This is a genomic window from Nocardia alba NBRC 108234 (assembly GCF_001612665.1).
Classification (GTDB): Bacteria; Actinomycetota; Actinomycetes; order Mycobacteriales; family Mycobacteriaceae; genus Nocardia; species Nocardia alba.
Map to the genome: position 1 here is coordinate 435,328 of NZ_BDAX01000009.1, position 25,118 is coordinate 460,445.

Consider the following 25,118-nt stretch of genomic DNA (forward strand, 5'->3'; position numbering starts at 1 on the left):
CGCGGATCCGGTCGTCGCCTCGCCTCGACGGGCCCCGGAGATCGCGCCGCCACCAGGTCGGATACCGTTTACCAGCTAGAAATGCCACGCAGACAGGACACACCTAGATGGACGACAGTTCCCTGATCTGGGACGACGGTGCGCTCGTCACCATCGACCAGCGCGGACTGCCGCACGAGGTACGGGAGTTGCGTCTGCGTACCGTCGACGAGATCATCGAGGCGATCACCACCCTCGCCATTCGCGGCGCTCCGGCGATCGGGATCGCGGGCGCGTTCGGCGTGGTCATCGCGACCAGAGCCCACACTCACCACGACTCGGCGGACACGTCGAATCGTCCGGTCGGTGATGTGGGTAGTCGAGGCGGTGGCGTGGTCGACGTGGCCGCCGTGGCGGCCGAGGCCGACCGGATCGCCGCGGCTCGACCGACAGCGGTGAACCTGGCCTGGGCGGTCGAGCGGGTGCGGACCCGGATCGGCGAGGGCGCCGACGCGGTGCTCGCCGAGACCCTCGATTTGCTCGCCGAGGACGGGCGGGTCAACCTGGCCGCCGCCACTCACGCCGCCGACCTGGTGCAACGCCTGTGCGGTGCGCGGCCGCTGCGCCTGCTCACCCACTGCAACACCGGACGCCTGGCCACCAGCGCGGTGGGGACCGCGATCGGCGCGCTGCGGGTGTTGCACGAGCGCGGTGTCGTCGCGGACGTGATCGTCGACGAGACCCGCCCGCTCCTCCAGGGTGCCCGGCTCACCGCCTGGGAACTGGCCGAGGCCGGCATTCCGCATCGGCTGACCATCGACTCCGCCGCCGCCTGGGCGATGGCGACCGGACAGGTCGACGCCGTGCTCGTCGGCGCGGACCGGATCACCGCCAACGGCGATGTCGCCAACAAGATCGGCACCTTCACCCTGGCCCTGGCCGCCCGCCACCACGGCATCCCGTTCATCGTGGTCGCCCCGGAGTCCACCCGCGATACCGCGATGGCGACGGGCGCGCAGATCGTGGTGGAACAGCGGGCCGGCACGGAGGTGACCGGGTTCGGTGGGGTCGCGACGGCACCGGCGGGGACCGCGGTGTTCAACCCGGCCTTCGATGTGACGCCCACCGACCTCGTCACCGCGGTGGTCACGGAAAACGGTGTCGTCTACCGCAATTCGGATTCGTTCGACGACCGAGGCCGGGCGGTTCCCGCCGACACGACGCGGGGCGTGGGGTTCGCCGGCAGCCAGCAGGGCACGACGTTCGCCGACAGCGAGCAGGGCGCGACGCTCGCCGACAGCGAGCAGGGCGCGACGCTCGCCGACCGAGGTCTGGCGATCGCCGCCACCGCGCGTCAGCTCTACCAGCGGGGGTGGATGCCGGGCACCGCGGGCAATATCTCGGTGCGGATCGCCCCGGTCGACCCCGGCAGCGGCGAGGACGCGCTCATCACCGCCAGCGGATTGTCCAAAGGCGAACTGGGCGCGCACGACACGGTGCTCGTCGCCATCGCCGACACCACCGCGCGCCCCGGCCAGAGCCGTAAACCCTCCGCGGAGACCAGCATTCACACCGCCGTCTATCGCACCCGCCCGGCCGGCGCGGTGGTGCACGTGCACTCCCCGTTCGCCACCGCGCTGGCGACCACGGCCGCGCGACCCGGCGACGCGGTCACCCCGGTCCGGATCAGCGGTTTCGAACTACTCAAAGGGTTCGGTCTGGCCGATCCGTCGACGGTCGTGATCCCGGTGTTCCCGAACTGGCCGGAGGTGGCCCGGATCGGCACCGACATCGAGACCTATCTCCGCGAAAACCCCGATGCCCCACCGATTCTGTTCATCACCGGACACGGGATCACCACCTGGGGTGAGACTCTCGCCCAGGCGCGCGATCGCGCCGAATGCCTGGAAGCCCTGTGCGAGTTGATCGCCCGCATCGGACCTACCGTCGCCACACCCCTCGAGATCGGACCGACATGACCCTGCTGCAAGTGATGGCCGCCGACAACGCCGCCGACGTCCGGGTGCGCACCACCGACCCCACCGAGATCGGCACCGAGCTGGCCCAGCACGGTATCGCCTACTCGCACTGGGATGTCCGCGCCGATGCCGCCGCCACGGACTCCGACGCCCTGCTCGCCCACTACGGCCCGCAGATCGCCGACCTCAATGCCACGGGTCGCTACCGGCACATCGACATCGCCCGCATCCATCCCGACGCCGACAATCCGGAATGGCCCGCCACCGCCGCCGGCGCGCGCGCGAAGTTCCTCGACGAGCATCGCCACGCCGAGGACGAGGTGCGCTTCTTCGCCGCGGGCCACGGCTGCTTCTACCTGCACGTCGGCGACGCGGTGCTCGCGACGGTCTGCGAGGCGGGCGACCTGCTCTCCGTCCCCGCAGGCACGCTGCACTGGTTCGACATGGGCACCACGCCGGACTTCATCGCCATCCGCTTCTTCGAGGAGGCCGACGGCTGGGTCGGCGACTTCACCGGCGACAAGATCAGCGCGGGCTTCCCCACACTCGACGAACTGCTCGGGTGACCCGCGCGATCGTCCTCGACATCGAGGGCACCACCAGCCCCACCGACGCGGTCCGCACCGACCTCTACGGATACACCCGCGCCCACCTGTCCACCTGGCTGGCCGAGAATACCGACGGCACAGCGGATTCGGTGCTCGCGGGGACCCGTGAACTCGCCGGAGAGCCGCATGCCGGACCCGATCGCGTCGCCGAGATCCTGTGCGGCTGGCTGGCATCCGACGTCAAGGCCGAACCGCTCAAGACGGCGCAGGGCGCGATCTGCGCGCAGGGATTCCGCGCGGGCGCGCTGCACGGCCGATTCTTCGATGACGTCGCCCCTGCCCTGAAAGCCTGGCACGCCAACGGCTTCCAGCTGTTCGTCTACTCCTCGGGGTCCGAGCGAAACCAACGCGATTGGTTCGCCTTCGCCGACGCGGGCGATCTGTCCGACCTCGTCACCGACCACTTCGACCTGGTCACGGCGGGCCCCAAACGCGAGCCCGCCTCCTATGCGGCCATCGCCGAACGCATCGGCGTCGCCCCACCGGAGATCCTGTTCCTGTCCGACCACCCGGACGAACTGGACGCGGCCGTCAGCGCGGGCTGGCAGGCCGTCGGAGTACACCGCCCCGGCGAACCCAATCCCCCACGCCCACCGCACCTCTGGGTGAGTTCCTTCGCTGACGTCGATCCACGGATACCGTCCGACTAGTCTGCTTCCATGAACGACCAGGGGCCAAGCCTCGAACCAGCCCCGCCGCCGACAGATCCGCCGGCACCGGCATCGGTCCAGCCGCTGCCGACGACCGTCGCCCAGCCCGATGTCGACCCGTTCACCCAGCTCGCACCCGAGATCCCCGGCCTGGACGCCCCGGATGCGACCGTCGTGATGACACCCGAGACGGCCGCGCAGCTCGCCCGGCACAACGCGCTGCGAGCAGCGCCACGGCAGATCGCGATCTTGTTGGCGATCGCGATCCCGGCGAGCACGATCGTGCTGCTCTGGCTCGACCTCCCGCCGGCAAAGATATTGGCGTTTCAGGGTGCGGTCGTCGCGTATGTCGTGATCGTCATGTACTTCTCGCTCCGTCGCCAGTTCCGGAGCCTGACCCGGTCCGATATCACGACCGCCCTGTGCGCCATCACACTCGGTGCCGACGCGCTCGACCTCGGTGACAGTTCCTCGCGTACCCGGATCGGGTACGACCGCATCAGCTCCGTCGAAGCCAACCGCCGCGTTGTCACACTGGGTTTCGACAATCGGCATCTCGCACTGCCCCGGGCGCTGTTCCCCGACGCGCTGCTCACCCGGTTACGGCTGCTCATCGAGACCGATCCCGCCGCGCGGCCGTCCCCGCTGCCGCCGTTCCCTCGGCTCCCGCTCCCGCAGGCGCACACGGTGATCGCGGCCGACACCGCACGCGGGCTCACCATCGCGCGCCGCCTGGAGCCGTGGCGGCGGGTCACAGGTCAGCTCGCCACCGTATTCTTGCTGGTCGAAGCCTGTGCGCTCGGCGCACTGGGATTCGGAGTCCCCGGTGCGCTGACGGCACTGGCCACCGCGTCGCTGTTCGGGCTCACGATCCGGTGGTGGATGCGCCGCCCGTCGGACAACGCCCTTCGCCAGTATCAGGGACTGTTGCCGGTAGCCAGCGGCCTGGCGGCCCAGTTCGGCACCGACGCGCTCGTCCTCGGCGGTGCCACCTTCATGCTGCGCGCACCGTATTCGATCGTCACCAAGGTCGTCGTTCGCGCGGACTGCGCGGTCCTGAGCTACGGCAACACCGCGCTGGTCTATCCCAGGGCGTTGTTCCCGCCGGAAATCTGCTGCCGCCTGCGCGAACTCGGCGTCACGGTGGTCGAACACCGACCCACCGGCGCGGCTCAGCCGACCTGAGCCCGGACAGCCCCCAGCGGCGCGCGCTGTACTGTCCCGAACACCCGTCGGGCGTGGATCGCGACCGGGCTCGACGACCACGGCGCCAGCGTGGTGGTGAACATCAGTTCGCACCAGGACAGGGCGGGGATCTCGCCGGCGGCGAGAGTCGCGATGAGCGAGAGTTCGCTGTCGTGACCGAGCCAGGCCGCGACCAGCCAGGAGGCGTCGAGGCGGCCCAGGAATTCCTCGGCGTCCTCGGGCGGGCCGTGCGGGGTGTCGACGACGAGGTGCACGACGGCGGCGACGGCGTGGCGCATGGTGGCGTCCATACCGACAGCGTCGTGCAGCAGCAGATCTTCCAGCGCCGCGCGCAGTTCCGTCGACGAATCCAGAGTTAGTTCGGGCATGACGAGCCTTTCCTGTGGTTCGGGTCGGTGGTCGAGGCCGCCGGTGATCGCACGCAGCGCCGGAGTCGTTTGTGGCATTTCCGGATCGACCAGACCGTTCAACGGTCCCGCCCAATCGAGCCTGCCGAACGCCTGGCACCAGTCCAGTGCCGGATTGTCCTCGGTGACAACCAGATCCAGTGCGAGACCGGCCATCGACGCGGTGCAGGCCAGAGTGATGTCGTCGAGTTCGGCCTCACTGACCGCGAGGTGCAACGTCACCTTCTCCACCCCGGTGTCCTCACGCGCTCGGCCCGCCAGCCAGATCGCGCGGCCCGCGGCCCCCATCGCCGCCGCGACGTGGTCGCCGCGCGGATGATCGGCGTCGGCGTCGATGAACGGGCCGTACCAGATCGCCCTACCCTCCGCGTCGCAGATCGCGAAGGTCGCGGAGACGCTGTCGCCCGCGGCGGCCAGACTGATATGGGCGTCCAACCCATGCTCTATCACCCTCATCAAATCCCCATATTTCCGATTCGAGCCGAATATCGGTACGCCCCCTATCCAATCGGCGATGAACAGACATGTCCACTGGGCGCGCGCAAATAAGTGTCCCCGGTGAGGTACATACACTCGCCAGTGAATTCACAGGACCGTCGGCCCTCTGCACCGCAGTACCGCATTCGGTCCGCAACCGGGCGTAATAGACCGGCTGGCTTGTATGTTTCAGCAATGCCCTTCGTGCACTCCGATGCCGTCAATGTCCATTTCCGCACCGATGCAGCCGACGGTCCGACGCTGCTGCTCGCCCATGGATTCCTCATGGACGAATCCATGTTCGACCCGATCCGGAAAGTATTGGCGCACACCGATATCAATGTCGTGGCCTGGGATGCCCGCGGCCACGGGCGCACCGGATACGGCGCCGACCCCCGCTTCGATTACTGGGACCTGGCTACCGATGGTCTACGGGTGCTCGACGCGCTCGGGATCGAGCACGCGATTGTCGGCGGCGTGAGCCAGGGCGGATACGCGGCATTGCGGATGGCATTGCTCGCACCCGAACGCGTCACCGGACTGGCACTACTCGATACCGATGCCGACGCGTGCACCAGAGCCGACGAAACCTATTACGAGAACTTCTTCGACGAATGGTGTGGCACAGGCGCTTTGCGGCCGCTGGCCGAGGATCTCGCGCCGCGATTGATCGGCGGCGCCGACACGCGGATCTGGCACACCTGGATCAACCGGTGGCTGGCCCGCGATCGCACCGCCATCCGGCCTGCGGCCGAGTGCCTGATCGGCCGCGACTCGATCCATGGGCGGCTCGGTGAGATCACTGTGCCCGCACTCGTGTTGCGTGGCGAACACGACCACAGCAGCACCGTGGACAAATCCACGCGAGTGGCCGACGGGCTGCCGGGGGCGCGTGCGGTTCGCACGGTGGCGGGCGCGGGCCACGGCTGCGCGCTGACCCATCCCGAGCAGGTCGGCGCGGCGCTCGCCGCACTCGTCACGGCCTGCACCCCGTACGCCGTCGAGCCGGTGACGGTCGTCGGGATCTAGCGGTCGGGACCGCGAACGCCCAGGTAGTACTGGATGCGGCCGGGGTAGGCGACGGAGTCGAGCCGGAACAGCTGGACATCGACGGTGTAGTTCTCGCCGGTGTGGAGGTCGCACAACCGCATGGCGGTGTGCTCGCGGCCGTAGACGGTGTCGCCGTCGTCCCAGATACGGCGGAAGTCGCGATATTGCGCCAATTCGTCGAGCAATTCCGTCGCCCAATCCCCGCCGCCCTGCTGCCCGATCAGACCACGCAGCCACTGCACGGTGAGCGTGGACTCCTTCTCCCATTCGACCATTACTTTGCGCGAGAGCGGGTTGCCGAAGAACCAGCGCAGAATATTGACGTCGGAGACCAGTCCGGGAAACGCGCGTTCGTAGGATTCGTTGACCGCCAGCACATTCCAGCACGTGTCGACATAGGCAGCTAGATCAGGTTCCTGCAGCGCCAAGGTCCGGCGCATATCGGCGCTGATCTCGGCGCGCAGATCCTCGACCGTCGGATTGTCGACCGGCGCGAGGCCGGCAAGATCGAAAAGGTGTCTGCGCTCGATATCGGTCACCGGCGTGATCCGGTCGAGGTAGCGCACGAGCGCCTCGATCACCGCGTGTGTCGGCCGATCCCGGTCGCCGCTCTCCAAATGAGTGATGTAGCTGGAGCTGACTCCCGCCGCGAAGGCGAGTTTCTCTCGCGAAATCCGCCGATCGTCGCGAAGTCGCCGGAGCAACCCGCCGAGCGTCGGCGGTTTCGGCGGCCCGTCGGGCCCGTCGAATGATGGCTTCGGTATCACCCCAACCCTCCCTGTCTGCACGGGCCAATCCTGAATGACTATTGAACCGTGAGCCAACAGCCGACCGGAAAAGATGCCGTTTCTTTATATTAGCGCCGCGCAGTTTGGGTAGTTACCGAAGGGCAACTGTGTGCGCGGTCACGAAATACGGTGTGCTGAACCGAATTAAAAGCTTCCAAATCGTCCCGCACGGCGGTGTTATAGGATTCCGCTCCGCTCGACCACTCCGGTCGTGATCTTCATCCACTTCGAACACCAACCGGTCGGTTCCTATTCGCCGCGTATCGATTCGTCGGCGCATCACACCGAGCGCGGCGCTCGTTCGGAATCAGTGCACGCGCCCCGCCGCCACGGGCCGACCCGAGCTCGCGTCGAGGCGCGACCGGACCCGACCATAGTTGTGTGTGGCGTCACATCCGCGCTGTTCAGCGGCCACACCGCGCATGTAAACAAATGTAAACCGCGGGAGAACCAGCCGTTTCCGAAGCATCACCGCCCACCCGCCGACCCGCCCCTCGATCGCCGCGTTATGCCAGCTCACGGCATATCCGCCCCCGATGGAGCCCCGATCACGGACCTCGTGGCGCGTCTGCCCCGTGACCACGACATTGCGCTGACCTCACACCTCACCGTTGCCCGAATCCGGATGTGAAAAGTTCGTTTTGCCGAAGGGGTCCGCCTCCTTACAGTTTCCCCAACAGCCCGATTTCACAGCTCGAAGGGGGCGTCGTGGTTAATTCGCGCACGCAAGGTCCGTCGCCCGCCGATTTCGGCGACACATTGCTGAACCTCGGTAAGTATTTCCAGCGGGGCGAGGTCTCGCCCGACAACCGGTCCGTCTACAAGGTCGGTGGTCGCGATGCCGACGAGTTCTACCGCGACCGCTGGTCGCACGACAAGGTGGTGCGCTCCACCCACGGCGTGAACTGCACCGGCTCGTGCTCCTGGAAGATCTACGTCAAGGACGGCGTGATCACCTGGGAGTCCCAGCAGACCGACTACCCCTCGGTGGGTTCGGACAAGCCGGAGTACGAGCCACGCGGCTGCCCCCGCGGCGCGTCGTTCTCCTGGTACACCTACTCCCCGGCCCGCGTGCGCTACCCCTATGTGCGTGGCACGCTGCTCGACCTGTACCGCAAGGCCAAGGCCGAACTCAAGGACCCGGTGCTGGCGTGGCAGTCCGTCGTCGAGGACCCGGCCAAGGCCAAGGCCTACAAGACCACGCGCGGTAAAGGTGGTTTCGTCCGCGCCGAATGGTGGGAAGCCGCCGAGATCGCGGCCGCCGCGCATGTTTACACGATCAAGCAGTACGGCCCCGACCGGGTGGCCGGCTTCTCGCCGATTCCGGCGATGTCGATGGTCAGCCATGCCACCGGCGCCCGCTTCGTGTCGCTGATCGGCGGCTACATGCTGTCGTTCTACGACTGGTACGCCGACCTGCCGGTGGCCTCGCCGCAGGTGTTCGGCGACCAGACCGACGTGCCGGAGTCGGCCGACTGGTTCGACGCGGGCTACCTCATCATGTGGGGCTCCAACGTCCCGGTGACCCGTACGCCCGACGCGCACTACATGACCGAGGCACGCTACCGCGGCCAGAAGGTAGTGGTGGTTTCCCCCGACTACGCCGACAACACCAAATTCGCCGACGAATGGGTGGCCGCGCGTCCGGGTACCGATGCCGCGCTGGCGATGTCGATGGGCCATGTGGTGCTCAAGGAGTTCTTCATCGAGAAGCAGACTCCGATGTTCACCGACTACATCAAGTCCTTCACCGATCTGCCGTACCTGATCTGCCTCGACGAGGCGGCGGATCAGGAGGGCGCTCTTCCCGGCAAGTTCCTCACCGCCGCCGATCTCGGCCACACCGGCGAAGGCGTCGAACACAAGCCGGTTCTGCTCGACCAGGCGGGCAACCCGGTGGTGCCCAACGGCTCGCTGGGCCATCGCTTCGGCGAGGGCGACGCGGGCAAGTGGAACCTCGACCTCGAGGGCGTCGACCCGCTGCTCACCCTGCTCGGTCACTCCGGCGACGCGCCGGTCACCATCGCGCTGCCCCGCTTCGACACCGACGTCGCCGGGTCGATCATCCGTGGCGTACCGACGAAAGTCATTGCGGGCAAGCGTGTTACCACCGTCTTCGACCTGTTGCTCGCGCAGTACGGCGTCGGCCGCGAGGGCCTGCCCGGCGAGTGGGCCAAGGGCTACGACGACGCCGAGTCGCCGTACACCCCCGCCTGGCAGGAGGCCATCACCGGAGTGCCCGCCGTGCAGGCGGCGCGCATCGGACGCGAGTTCGCCGACAACGCGCAACGTTCCGGCGGTCGCTCGATGATCCTGATGGGCGCCGGCACCAACCACTGGTTCCACTCCGATCAGATCTACCGCGCCTTCTTCACGCTCACGCTGCTCACCGGCTGTCAGGGCAAGAACGGCGGCGGCTGGGCCCACTACGTGGGCCAGGAGAAGTGCCGTCCCGTCACCGGTTGGGCCACCCTGGCCTCGGCCAGTGACTGGCAGCGCCCGCCGAGGCAGATGCAGGGCACCGTGTTCTGGTACCTCACCAACGATCAGTGGCGCTACGACCCGTTCACCTCGGACTCGTTCGCCTCGCCGCTGGGCAAGGGCAAGTTCGCCGGGCGCACCGCCGCCGACAACATCGCCCTGGCGAGCCGGCTGGGCTGGATGCCCAGCTACCCCACGTTCAACCGCAACCCGCTCGACCTGGCCGACGAGGCCGCCGAAGCCGGGAAGACCCCCGCCGAGCACGTCGTCGACGGGTTGAAGTCCGGCGACCTGCGCTTCGCCTGCGAGGACCCCGACGCACCGGAGAACTTCCCGCGCGTGCTCACCGTGTGGCGCGCGAACCTGCTCGGCTCCTCCGGCAAGGGCAACGAGTACTTCCAGAAGCACCTGCTCGGCTGTGGCTCCAACCTGCAGACCACCGACGCGACCGGCGTGCGTCCGCAGGAACTGGAATGGCGGGAGGAGGGCGCCGAGGGCAAGCTGGATCTGCTCCTGGCACTGGACTTCCGGATGACCAGCACCACGCTGTTCGCCGATATCGTGCTCCCCGCCGCCACCTGGTACGAGAAGCACGACCTGTCCTCGACCGATATGCACCCGTTCGTGCACGCGTTCTCCCCCGCCATTTCCCCGCCGTGGGAGGCCAAGACCGACTTCGAGGCGTTCCACCGCATCGCGCGCGGTTTCTCCTGGCTGGCCGAGAAGCACCTGGGCACCCGCAAGGACATCGTCGCGGTGCCGTTGCAGCACGATTCCCCCGATGCGCTCGCGCAAGCGGGCGGCAAGGTGCTGGACTGGAAAGCCGGTGAGTGCGAGCCGATTCCGGGCAAGACCATGCCCAAGATCGTCGAGATCGAACGCGACTACACCAAGATCGCGGAGAAGCTGGCCGCGCTCGGGCCGCTGGTGGAGAAGCTGGGTCTGACGACCAAGGGCATCACCACCTTCCCCGAGGAAGAAGTGGAGTACCTGGCCGGGCAGAACGGCACCATCGTCTCCGGCATCGCCGCGGGGCGTCCGTCGCTGGCCAAGGACACCCACGCCGCCGAGGCGATCCTGTCGCTGTCGGGCACCACCAACGGACGCCTCGCGGTCGAGGGGTTCGAGGCGCTCGAACGGCGCACCGGCACCGAGCTGTCCGACCTCGCCAAGGAAGCCGAGGGCAAACGGATCACGTTCGCCGACACCCAGGCTCGCCCCGTCCCGGTGATCACCTCGCCGGAATGGTCGGGCAGTGAATCCGGTGGTCGCCGGTACTCGCCCTTCACCATCAATGTCGAGCGCAAGAAGCCGTGGCACACCCTCACCGGTCGCCAGCACTTCTACCTCGACCACGACTGGATGATCGAGCTCGGCGAGCAACTACCGATCTTCCGTCCACCCCTGGATATGTCGGCGCTGTTCGCGGAACCGAGCATCGGCAACGTGAGCGGCAACGGTCTGACGGTGCGCTACCTGACACCGCACTCCAAGTGGTCGATCCACTCGGCCTACCAGGACAACCTGCACATGCTGACGCTCTCGCGCGGCGGTCAGACGATCTGGATGTCGGACCGCGACGCGGTGAAGATCGGTGTGGCGGACAACGATTGGATCGAGGCGATCAACCGCAACGGTGTGGTCGTGGCCCGCGCGATCGTCTCGCACCGCATGCCCGAGGGCACGGTCTTCATGTACCACGCCCAGGACCGCGCGGTCGACGTGCCGCGCATCGAGGGCGCCGAGAACACCACCAAGGAAGCCAAGGGCAAGCGCGGCGGTATCCACAACGCGCTCACCCGCGTACTGATCAAGCCCTCGCACCTGATCGGCGGCTACGCCCAGCAGTCCTTCGCCCTCAACTACCACGGCCCCACCGGAAACCAGCGTGACGAAGTAACCACGATCCGCCGACGGTCGCAAGAAGTGGAGTACTAATCATGCGCGTAATGGCACAGCTCGCCATGGTCATGAACCTGGACAAGTGCATCGGCTGCCACACCTGCTCGGTCACCTGCAAGCAGGCCTGGACCAACCGTGGCGGTACCGAGTACGTCTGGTTCAACAATGTGGAAACCCGTCCGGGACAGGGCTATCCGCGCCAGTACGAGGACCAGGAGAAGTGGAAGGGCGGCTGGACGCTCAACAAGCGCGGCAAGCTGACCCTGAAGTCGGGCTCGCGGTTCAAGCGCCTGATGAACATCTTCGCCAACCCGGATCTGCCCACGGTCGACGACTACTACGAGCCGTGGAGCTACGACTACGACAACCTGCTGTCGTCGCCGCCCATGGACACCACCCCGGTGGCGCGGCCCAAGTCGCTGATCACCGGCGAGGACACCAAGGTCACCTGGGGCGCGAACTGGGACGACGACCTGGGTTCGGGTCCGGAGCAGGTCGCCAAGGACCCGTTGCTCGGCAAGCTCGAGGACAAGGTCAAACTGGAGTTCGAAGAGACCTTCATGTTCTACCTGCCGCGCATCTGCGAGCACTGCCTGAACCCCTCCTGCGCCGCGTCGTGCCCCTCCGGCGCGATCTACAAGCGCGAGGAAGACGGCATCGTGCTCGTCGACCAGGACAAGTGCCGTGGCTGGCGCCAGTGCATCACCGGCTGCCCGTACAAGAAGATCTACTTCAACCACAAGACGGGCAAGGCGGAGAAGTGCACCTTCTGCTACCCGCGCGTGGAGGTCGGCATCCCGACGGTGTGCTCGGAAACCTGTGTCGGACGGCTGCGCTACATCGGCGTGATGCTCTACGACGCCGACGCGGTGCTCGAAGCGGCCCAGGTCACCGATCCGCAGGACCTGTACACCTCGCAGCTGGGGGTGTTCCTCAACCCGCACGACCCGCGCGTGATCGCCGAAGCCGAGAAGGCCGGGATCTCACCGGAATGGATTCAGGCCGCCCAGGATTCGCCGGTCTACAAGCTGATCGTCGACTATCAGCTGGCGCTGCCGTTGCACCCGGAATACCGCACGATGCCGATGGTCTGGTACGTGCCGCCGCTGTCGCCGGTGGTGGATGTGCTCACCGAGACCGGGCACGACGGCGAGGACGCGCGCAACCTGTTCGGCGCGATCGACGCGCTGCGCATCCCGATCGAGTACCTGGCCGAGCTGTTCACCGCCGGTGAGATCGGTCCGGTGCGCTCGTCGCTGCAGCGGCTGGCCGGGATGCGGGCGTTCATGCGGTCGGTCAACCTCGGCGAGGAACCCGAAGCCGAGATCGCGCCCTCGATCGGGCTGGAGCCCGAGGAGATCGAGGCCATGTACCGGCTGCTCGCCATCGCCAAGTACGAACACCGGTACGTGATCCCGATGGGCGCGACGTCCAAGGCCCACGAGCTGGACTCGCTGGCCACCGGGTGCAGTCTCGACACCGACGGCGGGCCCGGCATGACCGCATTCGATCAGGTCGTCGAGAAGTTCTCGCTGTCCGACACCAATCAGGCCGCGCCGGAAGAGAAGTCGGGCCGGATCAACCTGCTCAACTGGGACGGGCGCAGCACCAGTGGACTCGTGCCGACCACGAACGGCAACGGGGGTACCGGCAACGGCGCCGGTAACGGCAACGGCAGCAACGGCGCTGCCGTCGCCGACTCACCCGTGAGCGGTGTCGCGCCATGAGCCTGCTCTCCATTCGCAAACGGCCCGAACCGGTGACGGCGATGCCCGAGCACGATCGCAGGGTCGTGTGGCGGCTGGCCGCGCTGCTGCTGGACTATCCGGGCGAGCAGACCCTTGCCATGCTCGACCAATTGTCCGGCGCCGCTGCGCGATTGCCCGACGAGGTGCGGGCGCACTTCGCCGCGGTGCTGACCTATCTGCGCGACACCCCGGCCATCGAGGTGGCGCAGAGCTACGTCGAGACCTTCGACATGCGCCGGCGAGCCAGCCTGCACCTGACCTTCTACGCCTTCGGTGACACCCGCAAGCGGGGGATGGCGCTGCTGCGTTTCAAGCACGCCTACCGGCAGGCGGGCGTCGAACTCGGCGACGAGGAACTGCCCGACCACCTGCCGGTGCTGCTGGAATTCGCCGCCACCATCGACCCGATCGGCGGTGAACGCCTGCTCGGCGAGCACGTGCCGGTGATGGAGCTGCTGCGACTGTCGCTGGCCGACAACAACTCTCCCTACAGCGGGGTACTCGCCGCGGTGCTCACGACCTTGCCGCCGGTGACCACCGCCGACCGCAGGCGCATCGCCGAACTCGCCGCCCAGGGCCCGCCCGAGGAAGAAGTCGGCCTCGAACCCTTCGCCATGGACCCCGCCCTCTTCGAAGCAACAGAAGGCCGCCGATGAACGCAACCATCCCCCTGCCCGAGGGCCTGTGGCTGATCCTGCCCTATATCGCGGCGACTTCCTTTGTGCTGGGCCATGTCTGGCGCTACCGCTTCGACCAGTTCGGCTGGACCACCCGGTCCTCGCAGATCTATGAGTCCAAGCTGCTGCAACTGGGCAGCCCGCTGTTCCACTTCGGCATGCTCGGGGTGTTCGGCGGGCACGTGATGGGTCTGCTGATTCCCGAATCCTGGACCTCGGCGATCGGCATCTCCGAGCACGCGTACCACATCGTCGCGGTCGGCGCGGGGTCGATCGCGGGCCTGATGGTGGTGCTCGGCGTGGCCATCCTGTGCTACCGCCGCATCGCCATTCCCGCCGTGCGCAAGAACACCAGCCGCAACGACGTCATGATGTACACGCTGCTGACCCTTGCCCTGGTCACCGGCCTGCTCAACACCTGGGGTTCCAACCTGCTGTGGGGCACCTACAACTACCGCACCACGGTGTCGCCGTGGTTTCGCAGCCTGTTCTCGATCAATCCCGAACCGGGCCTGATGGTCGGTGTTCCCTGGACCTTCCAGCTGCACGGCCTCGTGGTCCTCGCCCTGGTGGCGGCCTGGCCCTACACCCGGCTGGTCCACATGTTCAGCGCCCCCATCGGCTACGTCACCCGTCCCTACATCGTCTACCGCCGCAAGGAAGTGGACACCAAGGACAAGACCCGCTTCGCCAAAGCCTGGGACGCCCCGGTCACGCCCGACAAGTGGTAACCCAACCGTCAACCCGCCTTCCGCACAACGAACTCCGCGATCAACTCGGTGTATTCGCCGACGGTGTCCTTCACCGTCGGCGGAACGACCCCCGCGCGATCGCCCGATTCGACGATGACGGCCAGCCATCGGCGAACACCCTGAAACGGGAAGTCCCGCAAGATCGCGAGAGTATCGAGTCGCTCGGCATCTGTTTCGACGGGATACCGCTCGATCAATTTGCACAAAGTCGACCATGCCCGAAGTCGACCTTTCGCGCAGATCTCGCGATTCAGCCCGAATACGTCGATTGATGTTCTGCCGATTTCATCGCGCCCGACGTACAAGCCCGACCCGACTGAGAGTGTCAAGTGATCGAAGGGGTCCATCGTTGTCGGATCGATAAGCAGCGCTCGACCCGTCGCGTCAGCCGGAAAGCGATCCCTCTTCTCATTGCTATTGCAGTGCGAGCAAGCGAACAGATGATTGTTCCATACGAAAGCCGTAGCGGGGAACCCTGATTTGGGCCGGAAGTGCTCGATATCGGTACCGGCGCTGTCTTCGCAGTACATGCACCTTGCGATGCCGGAGCACATAGCCCTGAGTCCCGTAGCCACGTCACGTTTGGTCTTGGTACCACTGAAGGACCTCCACGCGCGAGCGGCTCGATCGGCAGGGTCGTTCGCGGCGTCGACGCTGCTCTGCAAGCGCGCAAGTTCCGCGACAGCATCCGCTCCGAGCGACCGTCTGGATATCGGGATCATTCGTTGCCGGACCGTCGATGCACCATCAGTGCCTGGTCTGCACGATCAGCCTGACTCGTCGGAAGTTTCGACCGCAGGTCCGCCAACGTGCTTACTTCCAACGCCGACAGGTCCCGGTGCAACGCAGCCGCTTCGATCTCGGCCAGGCGGTTTCGCGCATCGCGAGAAGCCACAGACAAAGTTGAGTCCAACCCGAACAAATCGGTCAGGACTGCCTCGTCAACGGTTCCATTGACGACCCGGTTGAACACTTCTCCGGTCACCACCTCGGCGGCGGGTCCTGGAGCCCACGCCGGCGATAGTCTGATCAGGCCCCCCTCGTCAGCTGCCTGACAAACGAACGGGCTATGCGTGGTGACTACGAACTGGATATTCGGGAAATGCTCTTTCATCCAGAATCCGATGCTCTTCTGCCACTCCACATGTAAGTGGACATCGATCTCATCGATGAGAACGACGCCTTCGTGAAGGATGGTAACGACGCCGTCCTTCTCTTCGTATCTCACGACGTCGAAGCTGGTCGAAAGTTGCTTGACGAGGTCGAGCACCAGACCTGCGACCGTCCGATACCCGTCGCTCAATGATTTCAGCGCCAGCTCACGGCTGTCGGGCGTAGTGACCCACAATCCAGCGGAATCGACCTTCCGTACACGCATCCCATCGGGCAGCAACCCGTCATCCAGCAGCCTCATGACCAGCTCCTCCAGCCTGGCTGCCTCCGCGCTGCCCTCCAGCCGTCGAAGATAGAGCTGCTGCAACCACTGCACCGACTCCGACATCGACGCGTCCTCACGAAACAGACTCGCAAGCGCTGCGGGCCGACCAGGCTGCATCATCAGCCGCAGAGCATCGTTGGAAGCCGGGGAAAGACGCCGAAATGGTCCGTAACCCGCAGTGAACCAGCCGCGGGCATTCTCCGCCCACGGGCCGCGCAGGGGTGACCAGCCCTTTCCCGGCGCTGCGTACAGTTCAGGCTCCGGCCCGACCTCAGTTCGTTCCCACCGCAACGCGACGAGCGGATCGAATCTCGGCCTGCGCCCTTGCTGTCCGAAGATATCGTCAGCCGAGAATCTGAGCCGCGCACTCACGAACGCGAGCGTATCGCCGTCGCGAATCCAATCCTGGAAAGTTTCCGCGAGTAGTCGCGCGACCGAAGGACCAGCGATCGCCAAGGCAATCGCCTGCAAGAAGGTGGACTTGCCGGAGCCGTTGCGCCCAGCCACCACGATCCACTTCGGTACTGAACCATCCGGCTGGATGAAGGAGAGCGACGTGGCCTGCTCCCCGTGGGAAAACCCACGGATTCCTTCGATCTTCAGTTCGGTTAGCTGCACGTGGTCACAGTACAAGAGTCACGTACCTGACCGACCGACCTCCGGGCTACCCGGACCGACACCGTACGCGCTCGGCAGGTACACCTGGTCTAGTTCGACGGGGAGTGGACCCGTGCATAGTCAGACAGTTGTGAGACAACCTGGTGATCCGCGTGTCACCGAACCCAGTGGCGGCTATGACGTGGGAGTACCGAGGGCTTTGCGGACGGCGGCGAACCAGGCCTGGGTGTCGACCAGGCCCTTCTCGTTGTCCTTGCGGCCGCCGGCGAAGCCGAACAGGTCGGCGGCGTAGCGGCTCAGAATCGTGCTCTCGTTCTCCTCGAGGTCGGCGAGGACTTCGGCGTCGTCGAGCACGTAGGCGACCACCGCCACCTGGCCGGGTGACCATTCGGTGCGGTGGTTCGTCCAGCCGTCGACGCGCACGGCGCGCGCTTTGGCGAGTAGGTCCTGGCGCAGGGCATCGCGGTCGGCGTCGGTGGGATGACGCGGTTTACCCCAGGTGATCCGCTTCGCGTCCGACATATCGAGTCCTCTCGCAGATGTCCGGGTGTTCGGGCGGCGGCCGGCCTGGTTCGGGTCGGCCGCGGCCCGGTCAGCCCAGGGTCGCAGATCGGTGCCCGCGCGGCGCGCACCGGGCCCTGCTACTCGGCGCGCAGGAAGGCGCCCACGCGTTCGGTGCCGAGCACCGGATCGGCTTCACCCTCGCCGAAGACGTAGCGGCCGTTGACGAAGACCGCGGTGACGGTCTCGTCGTTGCGGTTCACCATCCGTGAGAGGTTGCCGAAGACGGCGAGGGGGCTCTCGGCGTAGGCGTCCAGGGTGTCATCGAGATGGGCGGGGTCGATCACGACGGCGTCGGCGCGGTCACCCACGCGCAGATGGCCCGCGTCGAGGCCGTACCAGTCGGCCAGTTCGCCGGTGAGCCGGTGCACCGCGTGCTCGACCGACATGAACGGCCGCTCGTCGGTCGCGGCGTCGTTGACGCGACGGAGCAGGCGCAGGCCGAAGTTGTAGAAGGCCATATTGCGCAGGTGCGCACCGGCATCGGAGAATCCGACCTGGATAGACGGGTCGGCCGCCAGGATGTCGGCCACCTCGGGCCGGTGGTTGGAGATGGTGGTGCGCCAACGCAACTTGTCGCCGTGCTCGACGACGAGGTCGAGGAACGCGTCGACCGGGTGCAGACCGCCACGGTCGACGCCGACCGCGCCGAAGGTCTTGCCGATGACGGTCTCGTCGGGGCATTCGACGATGTCGGCGTCGAAGAAGTCGCGATGCCACACGCGCGGGCCGTACTTGCTGTCGTAGTGCTTGCGGAAGGTGCGGCGGTACTGCTCGTCCTGCATGAGGTGGCGCTGTTCGTCGATGTGGTCGGCCAGGTGCATAGCCGCCGCGCCGGACCCGAATTCCTCGAAGATCGGCAGCGAGATGCCGTCGGAGTAGATCTCGAACGGCACCGGCAGATGCTGCCAGCGGAAGTCGCCGTCGAGCCCGTTGATGACCTTGCCGATGGCCGGGAACATCTTGGACACGGCCGGCACCGCCTTTACATCGGCCGCCGACAGCAGACTCACCTTGAGCGGCTCGCGCCAGAGGCCGACGCTCGACACCACCATCGACACCAGACTCTTGGGGTTGGTGACGTCGGGACCGCCCTGCAGCGCCCGACCCCGTTGGCGCAGGATCGTGTTGAGCCGATGCCGCTCCCTGCCCTTGGCGTAGGTGGACGGCAGCGTGCGCGAACGACAGGCCTGTCCGTCGAGCTTGTCGAAAAGCAGCTGCTGCGAGGACATTCCGACGAAACCGGCGTCGAGCGCTTCGACGAGCATGCGCTCGATCTCGGCCAGCTCCGGCTTGGACGGTTTCACGTCCTTGCGGGTGGCGCGGTCGAGCCCCAGCACCGCCGCCCGCATATCGGAGTGGCCGATGAAGGCGGCCAGGTTCGGCCCGAGCGGCAACTGCTCGAGCGCGTCGGCGTATTCGCCCGCGGTACGCCAGGTCCGCATGTCGTTCATCGCGCCGACCACGTACTGGCGCGGGATGGCCTCTACCCTGCCGAACAGGTCGCCCGCGGTCTCACCGTCGACGTGCACGGTCGAGAGCGAACACGAACCGAGCAGCACGGTGGTGACGCCGTGGCGCACCGACTCCGTCAGCGACGGGTCGAGCAGAACCTCCACGTCGTAGTGGGTGTGGATGTCGACGATGCCGGGGATGACCCATTTGCCGGTGGCATCGACAACGCGTGAGCAGCCGGTCTCGTCGAGCGGGGTCGCCGAGATCTCGGCGATCCTGCCGTCGGTGATGCCGAGGTGACGAATCGCGGACGGGCCGCCGGTGCCGTCGAACCACCGGGCACCCTTGATGATGCTGTCGAACATTTCTCGACCCCTTCAGATCGCGAGATCGCGTCGGGTGACTTTGCCGGTCGCGTTGCGCGGCAGTGCCTCCGCGGTGAACCGCCACCGGGCGGGCACTTTGAAATAGGCGAGTTGATCGCCGACGAAGGCGCGCAGTTCCGCCGGGTCGACCGCCCCTGGTTCGGTGACGACGATCGCCGCCACTTCCTGACCGAGATCGGGGTGCGCGACGCCGAAGACCGCGCAGTCGCGCACGGCCGGGTGTTCGATGAGCACGTTCTCGATCTCGGTGGGGTACACGTTCTCGCCGCCGCGCAGGATCAGGTCGGTGCGTCTGCCCGACACGGTGAGTCTGCCGTTGTCCATCGTGCCGAAATCGCCGGAGCGCAGCCAGCGTTGATCGTCGATCGCGGTGGCGGTGGCCGCGTCGTCGTTCCAGTAGCCGAGCATCACGTAGGGACTGCGGATGCAGATCTCGCCCTCGTCGCCGTCGGCGACCGCGTTGCCCTCGGCGTCGCGGATCTGCACCGCCACCCCGACGATCGGCCTGCCGACCGAGGCGTCGTCCGCGGCCAGGTCCAGCGCGGTGGCGACCGTGGCCGCGGTGCCGCTCTCGGTGAGGCCGTAGCTGGTGGTCAGCGAGAACTGCAGGGCCGGGATCTTCTCGCGCAGGCTGGCGAGCAGCGCGGGCGAGGACGGCGCGGAGTTCAGTGAGAGCGCGCTCAACGAGGACAGATCATGCTGTGCCACGTCATGTTCCAGCAGTCGTGAGGCGATGGTCGGCACCGCGGCCCAGTTGGTGACCTTCTCGCGCTCGACCAGGCTCAGCACCCGGCCGACGTCGAAGGCGCCGTGTGGGAACACCGCCGCCGCACCGGTGAGCAGGCGCGGGATCACGAGATTGTGCAGGCTGGCGATATGGAACAGCGGCGCGGTGACCAGGTAGCGGCGATCGCTGGGGGCATCGCTGGGCTGCTGTCCCATGAACGCGGCGAGCATCGCGTCGGTGTAGCGGTGGTAGTCACTGATCGCCACCATGTTCCGCTGCGAATGGACAACGCCCTTCGGCCTGCCGCTGGTCCCACTGGTGTACAGGATCACGGCCGGATCGTCTTCGGCGACCGGCGTGGCGGGGAGCTCACCGCCGCCGAACTCGGCGATCAGGGCGGGCAGATCCTCGTCCATGGTCAGGACGGGGATCTCGGTGCCGATCTCGGCGAGCAGCGCGGCCCTTTTCCCGTCGGCGATGACGACGGTCGGCGTGGTGTGGCCCAGCCCGTAGGCGATCTCCGGCGGAGCCCACCAGGCGTTGTAGCCGACCGGGATCGCGCCGAGACACTGCGCGGCCCAGAACGCGATCACCCAGTCCGGCCCGTTGGCGGCCAGGATCGCGACACGATCGCCCTTGCCGACGCCGTACCTGGCGGCCAGCGCGGTAGCCAGCGCACCCGCGGCCGCGGCGTGCTCGGTGAAGGAGATCCGGCGGTCCTCGGTGACGAGGTAGTCGCGATCGCCCCACTTCAGTGAATGCTCCAGCAGTTCGCGCAGGTTGGCACGGCGCTGCGCGAAGACCGGAATCGGCACGCCGAGAACAGGTTCGACGGTCAGCTCGAACGGCGCGCCCGGCGCGGTCAGGCCCGCCGCCACCTTCGCCACGAATTCCTGTGGGTCAACAGCATCGGTCATGTTCTTCTCCATCAGGGAATGAGGACGGCACGGCCACGAACAGCGCCGGAGTCGAGTCGGTCGAAAGCGGTGCGGGCATCAGCCAGGTCGAACCGCTCGACCTGAGCGCGGACCTTTCCCTCGGCCGCGAGGGCCACGGCGTCGACGAGATCGGATCTGGTGCCGCCGTAGGACTTTCGCACCGTCGCGCCCCACGGCAGACCGGGACCGCCCGCCGGTCCGGAGTCGATGCCGGTGGCGCCGCCGCCGATACCGACCAGCCGGACAGCGCCGTTGGGGGCGATGGCCTCGACAGCGACCTTGACGGTGGGATCCGCGCCGACGAAGTCGAATATCGCCTCCGCGCCGCGTCCGCCGGTGAGCTCCAAGATGGTGGCCGTGGTGTTCTCGTCGGCCTTCAGCACGATGTCGGCGCCGCATTCGGTGGCCAGCGCCAGTTTGGCGGCGTCCACGTCGACCGCGATCACGGTGGTCTCGGTGAGCGCCTTCAACAGCTGGATCGCGATATGACCGAGGCCGCCGATACCGATGGCGACCGCGGTGGCGCCGGGCCACAGCTGGTCCATGGCGCCACGGATGGCGTGCATCGGCGTGAGTGCCGCGTCGGCCAGCGGCGCGGCGTGGACGAAGTCGAGTTCGTCGGCGATCGGCACGAACGAGCGCGCCGGGATGCGCACGTACTCGGCCATGCCGCCGTCGGGGCCGAGGCCGGGGCACGGCGGCATCGCGGTGCGACCGGCGGCCAGACACACATTCTCGTTGCCGCGCAGGCACTCCCGGCATTCGCCGCACGACCAGCACAGGTACACGATCCCGCGTTCGCCGACCTGGCGACCATCGACCGCCGGGCCGACCGACTCGATCGTGCCCGCGATCTCGTGTCCCAACGTCAGTGGCTTCTCGCTCATCGGGAACGGCACACTCAGCACGTACGAATCCGAATGGCAGATCCCGGCCGCGCCGACCCGCAGCAGCAGATCATCGGGTCCGAGTTCGGGCACGGGCACCGTGCGCAACTCGAGGGTGCCGGGCGCCGTCAACTGCATCGCGCGCATGCTCATCGGATGTCTCCTACCGCGTCGAAAGTGGCCTTCAGGTAGCTGTCGCACCGATCGGAGCCGATCAGTCCGGTCGCCATCCGATTCATGGTGTAGGCGAAGGTGACGCGGCGGCCGAGGTCGTTCACGACCATCGAGCCGCCGTAGCCGGCCCACCAGCAGACGCGCCCGTCGGGGATGTGCGGGAAGGTCTCCGGTCGTGGCAGCCCGTAGCCGATGCCGAAGCGCAGCGGCGCCAGCAGCGCCAGGTCGATGCCGTCGGCCTGCTCGCGAAAGATCAGCTCGATCGTCGCGGGCGAGAGGAACCGCCTACCGCTCAGCTCGCCGCCATTGGCGATCAGCGACTGGATGCGGGCCACCGAGCGTGCGTTGCCGTGCCCGTTGGTGCCGCCGATCTCGGCCGCGCGCCACGCGGGCGTCGCGGTTTCGGAGACCTCCAGCCAGGGGCTGGTGAGGGTCTTGATCAGCACGCTGTCCTGGTCGAGGGTCGACAGGTCGAAGTCCGGCATCTGCGGCGGGACCAGGGTGGCGATCCGGTCGGCGTGCTCGGGACCGGTACCGATGTGGAAATCGGCGCCGAGGGGTCCGGCCAGCTCGTCGGCGAAGAACGCCCCGAGTGAGCGACCGGTGATGCGGCGCACGAGTTCGCCGATGAGATGGCCGTAGTTGATGGCGTGATAGCCCGAGGCGGTGCCCGGCTCCCACCAGGGCGCCTGCGTAGCCAGCCGGGCGGCCGCGGCATCGGTGTCGTAGATGTCGGACAGCGCGATCGGCTTGTCCCAGCCCGAGACACCCGAGGTGTGCGAGAGCAGGTGCCGAACTTCGATGTCGGCCTTGCCGTTCGCCGCGAATTCGGGCCAGTAGTGGGCAACCCGCTGGTCGACGTCGAGTTCACCACGGTCGACCAGCAGCAGGGCACACAGCGCGGTCATCGTCTTGGTGACCGAGAAGACGTTCACCAGGGTGTCGGCTGCCCACGGGGTGGTTCGCTCCGGGTCGGCGTAGCCACCCCACAGGTCGAGCACCGGATCGCCGTCGACCGTGACGCACAGGGCGGCCCCCAGCTCGGCGCCCGCGGCGAGCTGTTCGTCGAAAGCCGAACGCACACCCGCGAATTCGTCACGGCAGAAGCCGGAAGAGCTGCTCATCGCGCCGCCTCGGCGGTCACCCGAGCGGGCACCGGCAGCGTATTGCCCGCGGCGGCGGCACGTTTGGCGCCGCGCTCCAGTTCCTTGGTCATCGAACGCACATACGGCTCGAATTCGGTCTGGATGGTGTGGCGGGGCGAATCGTAATAGCGCCCGGCGCGTTCGGCCTCCTGCGCGCCGAGCACCTCGTCGATCCGGTCGCGCGGGGGCAGGTGATAGCGACCGGTCAGGTAGGCGGCGACCAGCTTGCTCTGCTGTTCGGCGAAGTTCACCAGCGTCGGCATCGGCTGGGCCAGCCCGAGGTAGAAGAGATTGTCCACACCGGGCTTCATCATCATCTGGAACAGCGGGAACCGGTTCGCCGCATCGGGCACCAGCTCGGCGTCGGCGAAGAACGGAAAACTGATGTGGTAGCCGGTGGCGCACACGATCACGTCGACCTGCTCGCTGGTGCCATCGGCGAAATGCACTGTGTCGCCTGCTAATCGGGTGATCGCGGGCTTGCACTCCACGTCACCGCAGCCGGCCCGGTGCAGGAACTCCTCACTGGCCGAGGGATGCGCCTCGAACGGCTCGTGATCGGGCGTCGGAAGTCCGTAGGTCGACATCTCGCCGCGGTTCTTGCGCACGAAACGCTGTTTGAGCTTGAGCGCGATCCTGCGGGGAATCCACGCCGGCATCGAAGCACGGTCGCCCACTTCGCCGTTGACGTACTTGGGCAGCACCCACACGCCGCGACGGGCGGAGACGAACAGCTTCGAGGCGATGAACCGCTGCGACAGCTCCGAGGCGATATCGAGCCCGGAGTTGCCCATCCCGACCACCACGATCCGCTTGCCGCGCATGTCGATCGGGTCGAACGGGTCGTTGTAGGCGTGGCTGTGCATGAGCACGCCGTCGAATTCGCCGGGGTAGTCCGGCAATCGGGGATTCCAGTGGTGGCCGTTGCACACGATCAGCGCGTCGTAGACCTCGGTGTCGCCCGCCGCCGTCGTCACCCGCCACAGGCCGGCGTCGTCGCGTTCGGCCGAGGTCACCAGGGCGTTGAACCGAATGTGTTCGCGCAGACCGAAGTGGTCGACGTAGTCCTGGAAGTACCGCAGCAGCTGCGAGTGGTGCGGGAAATGCGGCCAATCCGCAGGCGCCGGGAAATCCTCGAACTGCAGGCGGTACTTCGAGGTATCGATATGCAGGCTCTGATAGCAGGCCGACATGCCATTGGGGTTCTTGTAGTACCAGTTGCCGCCGACCTCGTCGGAGGCTTCATAGCAGTCGAACGGGATTCCGTTCTCGGCGAGCCTCTTGGCAGCGGTGATACCCGAAGGTCCGGCGCCGATGACGCACACCTTGGGTAGTTCGGGTGTATCCATGCACAACTCCTCCAGCGGCCGCGGTCATCGACGACCGTGCCGGGTGACGTGGACCACACGATAGCGGCTCACTGGACATTACGTCCAGTGAATGGTCGGATCGTCTAAGGTGGGCTTCATGACGACCGAACCCGCCCGCCGTGGATCGCTGCGCGAGGAACAGAAGCGCCTGACCAAGGCCCGGATCGTCGAGACCGCTCGCACGCTGTTCGAGACGCAGGGTTATTCCGATGTCCGCGTCGACGACATCGCCGCCGCCGTCGGCTGCAGCCGCGCGACCTTCTACCTGCACTTCCCGAGCAAGGGCGAGGTGCTGCGCGCCATCGCCCAGGAGGGCACCCTCGCCAGCGTCCGGGATTTCTACGCCGACCTGGACCGGGTGCTCACCATCGGTTCCCGGGAGTCGTTCGCGGACTGGATGACTCGCGCGATCGACTGGTTCTTCACGAACAAGGACATGCTCCCGGCCTGGGACGAGGCCACCGCGCTCGAACCGGAATTCCGCGCGGTGGCGCGCGAGGGCATCATGACTCTGGCCGACAGCATGCCCGCCTACCTCGCCCGCTGGCCCGAGCACCGCCGCGACGAGGCCCGGCTGCGGATCGAACTGCTGGTCGCCCAGCTCGAGCGGTTCTTCACCCGGTGGGCGATGCAGGGCACGATCGACGTCTCGGCCGCCCAGGCCGCGACCGTGCTCACCGATGTCTGGTTCCCGGCTCTGCAGGCGCCGACCTGA

At 67.0% G+C, this 25,118-nt stretch carries 20 protein-coding genes; 10 read left to right on the top strand and 10 right to left on the bottom strand.

The window, feature by feature from the left end; genetic code table 11:
- Positions 1–107: 107 nt before the first annotated feature.
- From NA12_RS12575 to NA12_RS12590, 4 genes are read left to right on the top strand one after another with little or no spacing between them, the layout of a single operon-like run.
- The gene (locus NA12_RS12575) at positions 108–1,958 is read left to right on the top strand and encodes a bifunctional S-methyl-5-thioribose-1-phosphate isomerase/methylthioribulose 1-phosphate dehydratase (protein WP_067449446.1); all 1,851 of its coding nucleotides are present in this window, start codon (positions 108–110) and stop codon (positions 1,956–1,958) included.
- A complete protein-coding gene (locus tag NA12_RS12580) occupies positions 1,955–2,524 on the top strand; it encodes a 1,2-dihydroxy-3-keto-5-methylthiopentene dioxygenase (RefSeq protein ID WP_067449447.1) in 570 nt (189 codons plus the stop codon). The genes NA12_RS12575 and NA12_RS12580 overlap by 4 nt, the downstream gene beginning before the upstream one ends.
- Positions 2,521–3,216: an acireductone synthase gene (gene mtnC / locus NA12_RS12585; protein WP_067449448.1), complete on the top strand. Its 696-nt coding sequence runs from the start codon at positions 2,521–2,523 to the stop codon at positions 3,214–3,216. Before NA12_RS12580 ends, mtnC begins: the two co-directional genes overlap by 4 nt.
- A gap of 9 nt (positions 3,217–3,225) precedes the next feature.
- Positions 3,226–4,401 (top strand): hypothetical protein, encoded by a 1,176-nt coding sequence (locus NA12_RS12590; protein WP_067449449.1) that lies wholly within the window; start codon positions 3,226–3,228, stop codon positions 4,399–4,401.
- Here the strand turns inward: NA12_RS12590 and NA12_RS12595 are convergent.
- Complete coding sequence (locus NA12_RS12595; protein ID WP_067449450.1) at positions 4,389–5,285, bottom strand: hypothetical protein; 897 nt, start codon at positions 5,283–5,285, stop codon at positions 4,389–4,391. The genes NA12_RS12590 and NA12_RS12595 overlap by 13 nt on opposite strands.
- A gap of 216 nt (positions 5,286–5,501) precedes the next feature.
- Here NA12_RS12595 and NA12_RS12600 point away from each other — a divergent pair, with 216 nt between their 5' ends.
- Entirely contained in the window at positions 5,502–6,335 is an 834-nt protein-coding gene (locus NA12_RS12600; RefSeq protein ID WP_067449451.1) for an alpha/beta fold hydrolase, read from the top strand.
- Here NA12_RS12600 and NA12_RS12605 read toward each other — a convergent pair.
- Entirely contained in the window at positions 6,332–7,123 is a 792-nt protein-coding gene (locus NA12_RS12605) for a helix-turn-helix transcriptional regulator (protein WP_243654707.1), read from the bottom strand. The genes NA12_RS12600 and NA12_RS12605 overlap by 4 nt on opposite strands.
- A 729-nt stretch (positions 7,124–7,852) precedes the next feature.
- Here NA12_RS12605 and NA12_RS12610 point away from each other — a divergent pair.
- From NA12_RS12610 to narI, 4 genes are read left to right on the top strand one after another with little or no spacing between them, the layout of a single operon-like run.
- On the top strand, positions 7,853–11,563 hold the full coding sequence (locus NA12_RS12610; RefSeq protein WP_067449453.1) for a nitrate reductase subunit alpha: 3,711 nt from the start codon (positions 7,853–7,855) through the stop codon (positions 11,561–11,563).
- An 11-nt stretch (positions 11,564–11,574) separates the two neighbouring features.
- Positions 11,575–13,254, top strand: a complete 1,680-nt coding sequence (gene narH, locus NA12_RS12615) for a nitrate reductase subunit beta (protein ID WP_067449454.1) — start codon at positions 11,575–11,577, stop codon at positions 13,252–13,254.
- Positions 13,251–13,931: a nitrate reductase molybdenum cofactor assembly chaperone gene (gene narJ / locus NA12_RS12620; RefSeq protein WP_067449455.1), complete on the top strand. Its 681-nt coding sequence runs from the start codon at positions 13,251–13,253 to the stop codon at positions 13,929–13,931. Before narH ends, narJ begins: the two co-directional genes overlap by 4 nt.
- On the top strand, positions 13,928–14,683 hold the full coding sequence (narI, locus tag NA12_RS12625) for a respiratory nitrate reductase subunit gamma (RefSeq protein WP_067449456.1): 756 nt from the start codon (positions 13,928–13,930) through the stop codon (positions 14,681–14,683). Before narJ ends, narI begins: the two co-directional genes overlap by 4 nt.
- Before the next feature lie 8 nt (positions 14,684–14,691).
- Here narI and NA12_RS12630 read toward each other — a convergent pair whose 3' ends face one another.
- From NA12_RS12630 to NA12_RS12665, 8 genes are all read right to left on the bottom strand, one after another.
- Positions 14,692–15,234 carry an HNH endonuclease family protein gene (locus NA12_RS12630; RefSeq protein WP_132369671.1) on the bottom strand — a complete coding sequence of 181 codons (543 nt, stop codon included), beginning with the start codon at positions 15,232–15,234 and terminating at the stop codon, positions 14,692–14,694.
- A 188-nt stretch (positions 15,235–15,422) separates the two neighbouring features.
- Positions 15,423–16,760, bottom strand: a complete 1,338-nt coding sequence (locus NA12_RS12635) for an AAA family ATPase (RefSeq protein WP_067449458.1) — start codon at positions 16,758–16,760, stop codon at positions 15,423–15,425.
- Between the two features lie 174 nt (positions 16,761–16,934).
- Positions 16,935–17,282 (bottom strand): hypothetical protein, encoded by a 348-nt coding sequence (locus NA12_RS12640; RefSeq protein WP_067449459.1) that lies wholly within the window; start codon positions 17,280–17,282, stop codon positions 16,935–16,937.
- Positions 17,283–17,401: 119 nt separating this feature from the next.
- The gene (locus NA12_RS12645; protein WP_067449460.1) at positions 17,402–19,141 is read right to left on the bottom strand and encodes an N-acyl-D-amino-acid deacylase family protein; all 1,740 of its coding nucleotides are present in this window, start codon (positions 19,139–19,141) and stop codon (positions 17,402–17,404) included.
- Positions 19,142–19,153: 12 nt separating this feature from the next.
- Complete coding sequence (gene casG / locus NA12_RS12650; protein WP_067449544.1) at positions 19,154–20,806, bottom strand: steroid-24-oyl-CoA synthetase; 1,653 nt, start codon at positions 20,804–20,806, stop codon at positions 19,154–19,156.
- An 11-nt stretch (positions 20,807–20,817) separates the two neighbouring features.
- Positions 20,818–21,861: an NAD(P)-dependent alcohol dehydrogenase gene (locus NA12_RS12655; RefSeq protein ID WP_067449461.1), complete on the bottom strand. Its 1,044-nt coding sequence runs from the start codon at positions 21,859–21,861 to the stop codon at positions 20,818–20,820.
- Positions 21,862–21,863: 2 nt separating this feature from the next.
- The gene (locus tag NA12_RS12660) at positions 21,864–23,012 is read right to left on the bottom strand and encodes a serine hydrolase domain-containing protein (protein ID WP_067449462.1); all 1,149 of its coding nucleotides are present in this window, start codon (positions 23,010–23,012) and stop codon (positions 21,864–21,866) included.
- Positions 23,009–24,382 (bottom strand): flavin-containing monooxygenase, encoded by a 1,374-nt coding sequence (locus tag NA12_RS12665; RefSeq protein WP_067449463.1) that lies wholly within the window; start codon positions 24,380–24,382, stop codon positions 23,009–23,011. The genes NA12_RS12660 and NA12_RS12665 overlap by 4 nt, the downstream gene beginning before the upstream one ends.
- 118 nt (positions 24,383–24,500) lie before the next feature.
- Here NA12_RS12665 and NA12_RS12670 point away from each other — a divergent pair, with 118 nt between their 5' ends.
- A complete protein-coding gene (locus NA12_RS12670) occupies positions 24,501–25,118 on the top strand; it encodes a TetR/AcrR family transcriptional regulator (RefSeq protein ID WP_067449464.1) in 618 nt (205 codons plus the stop codon).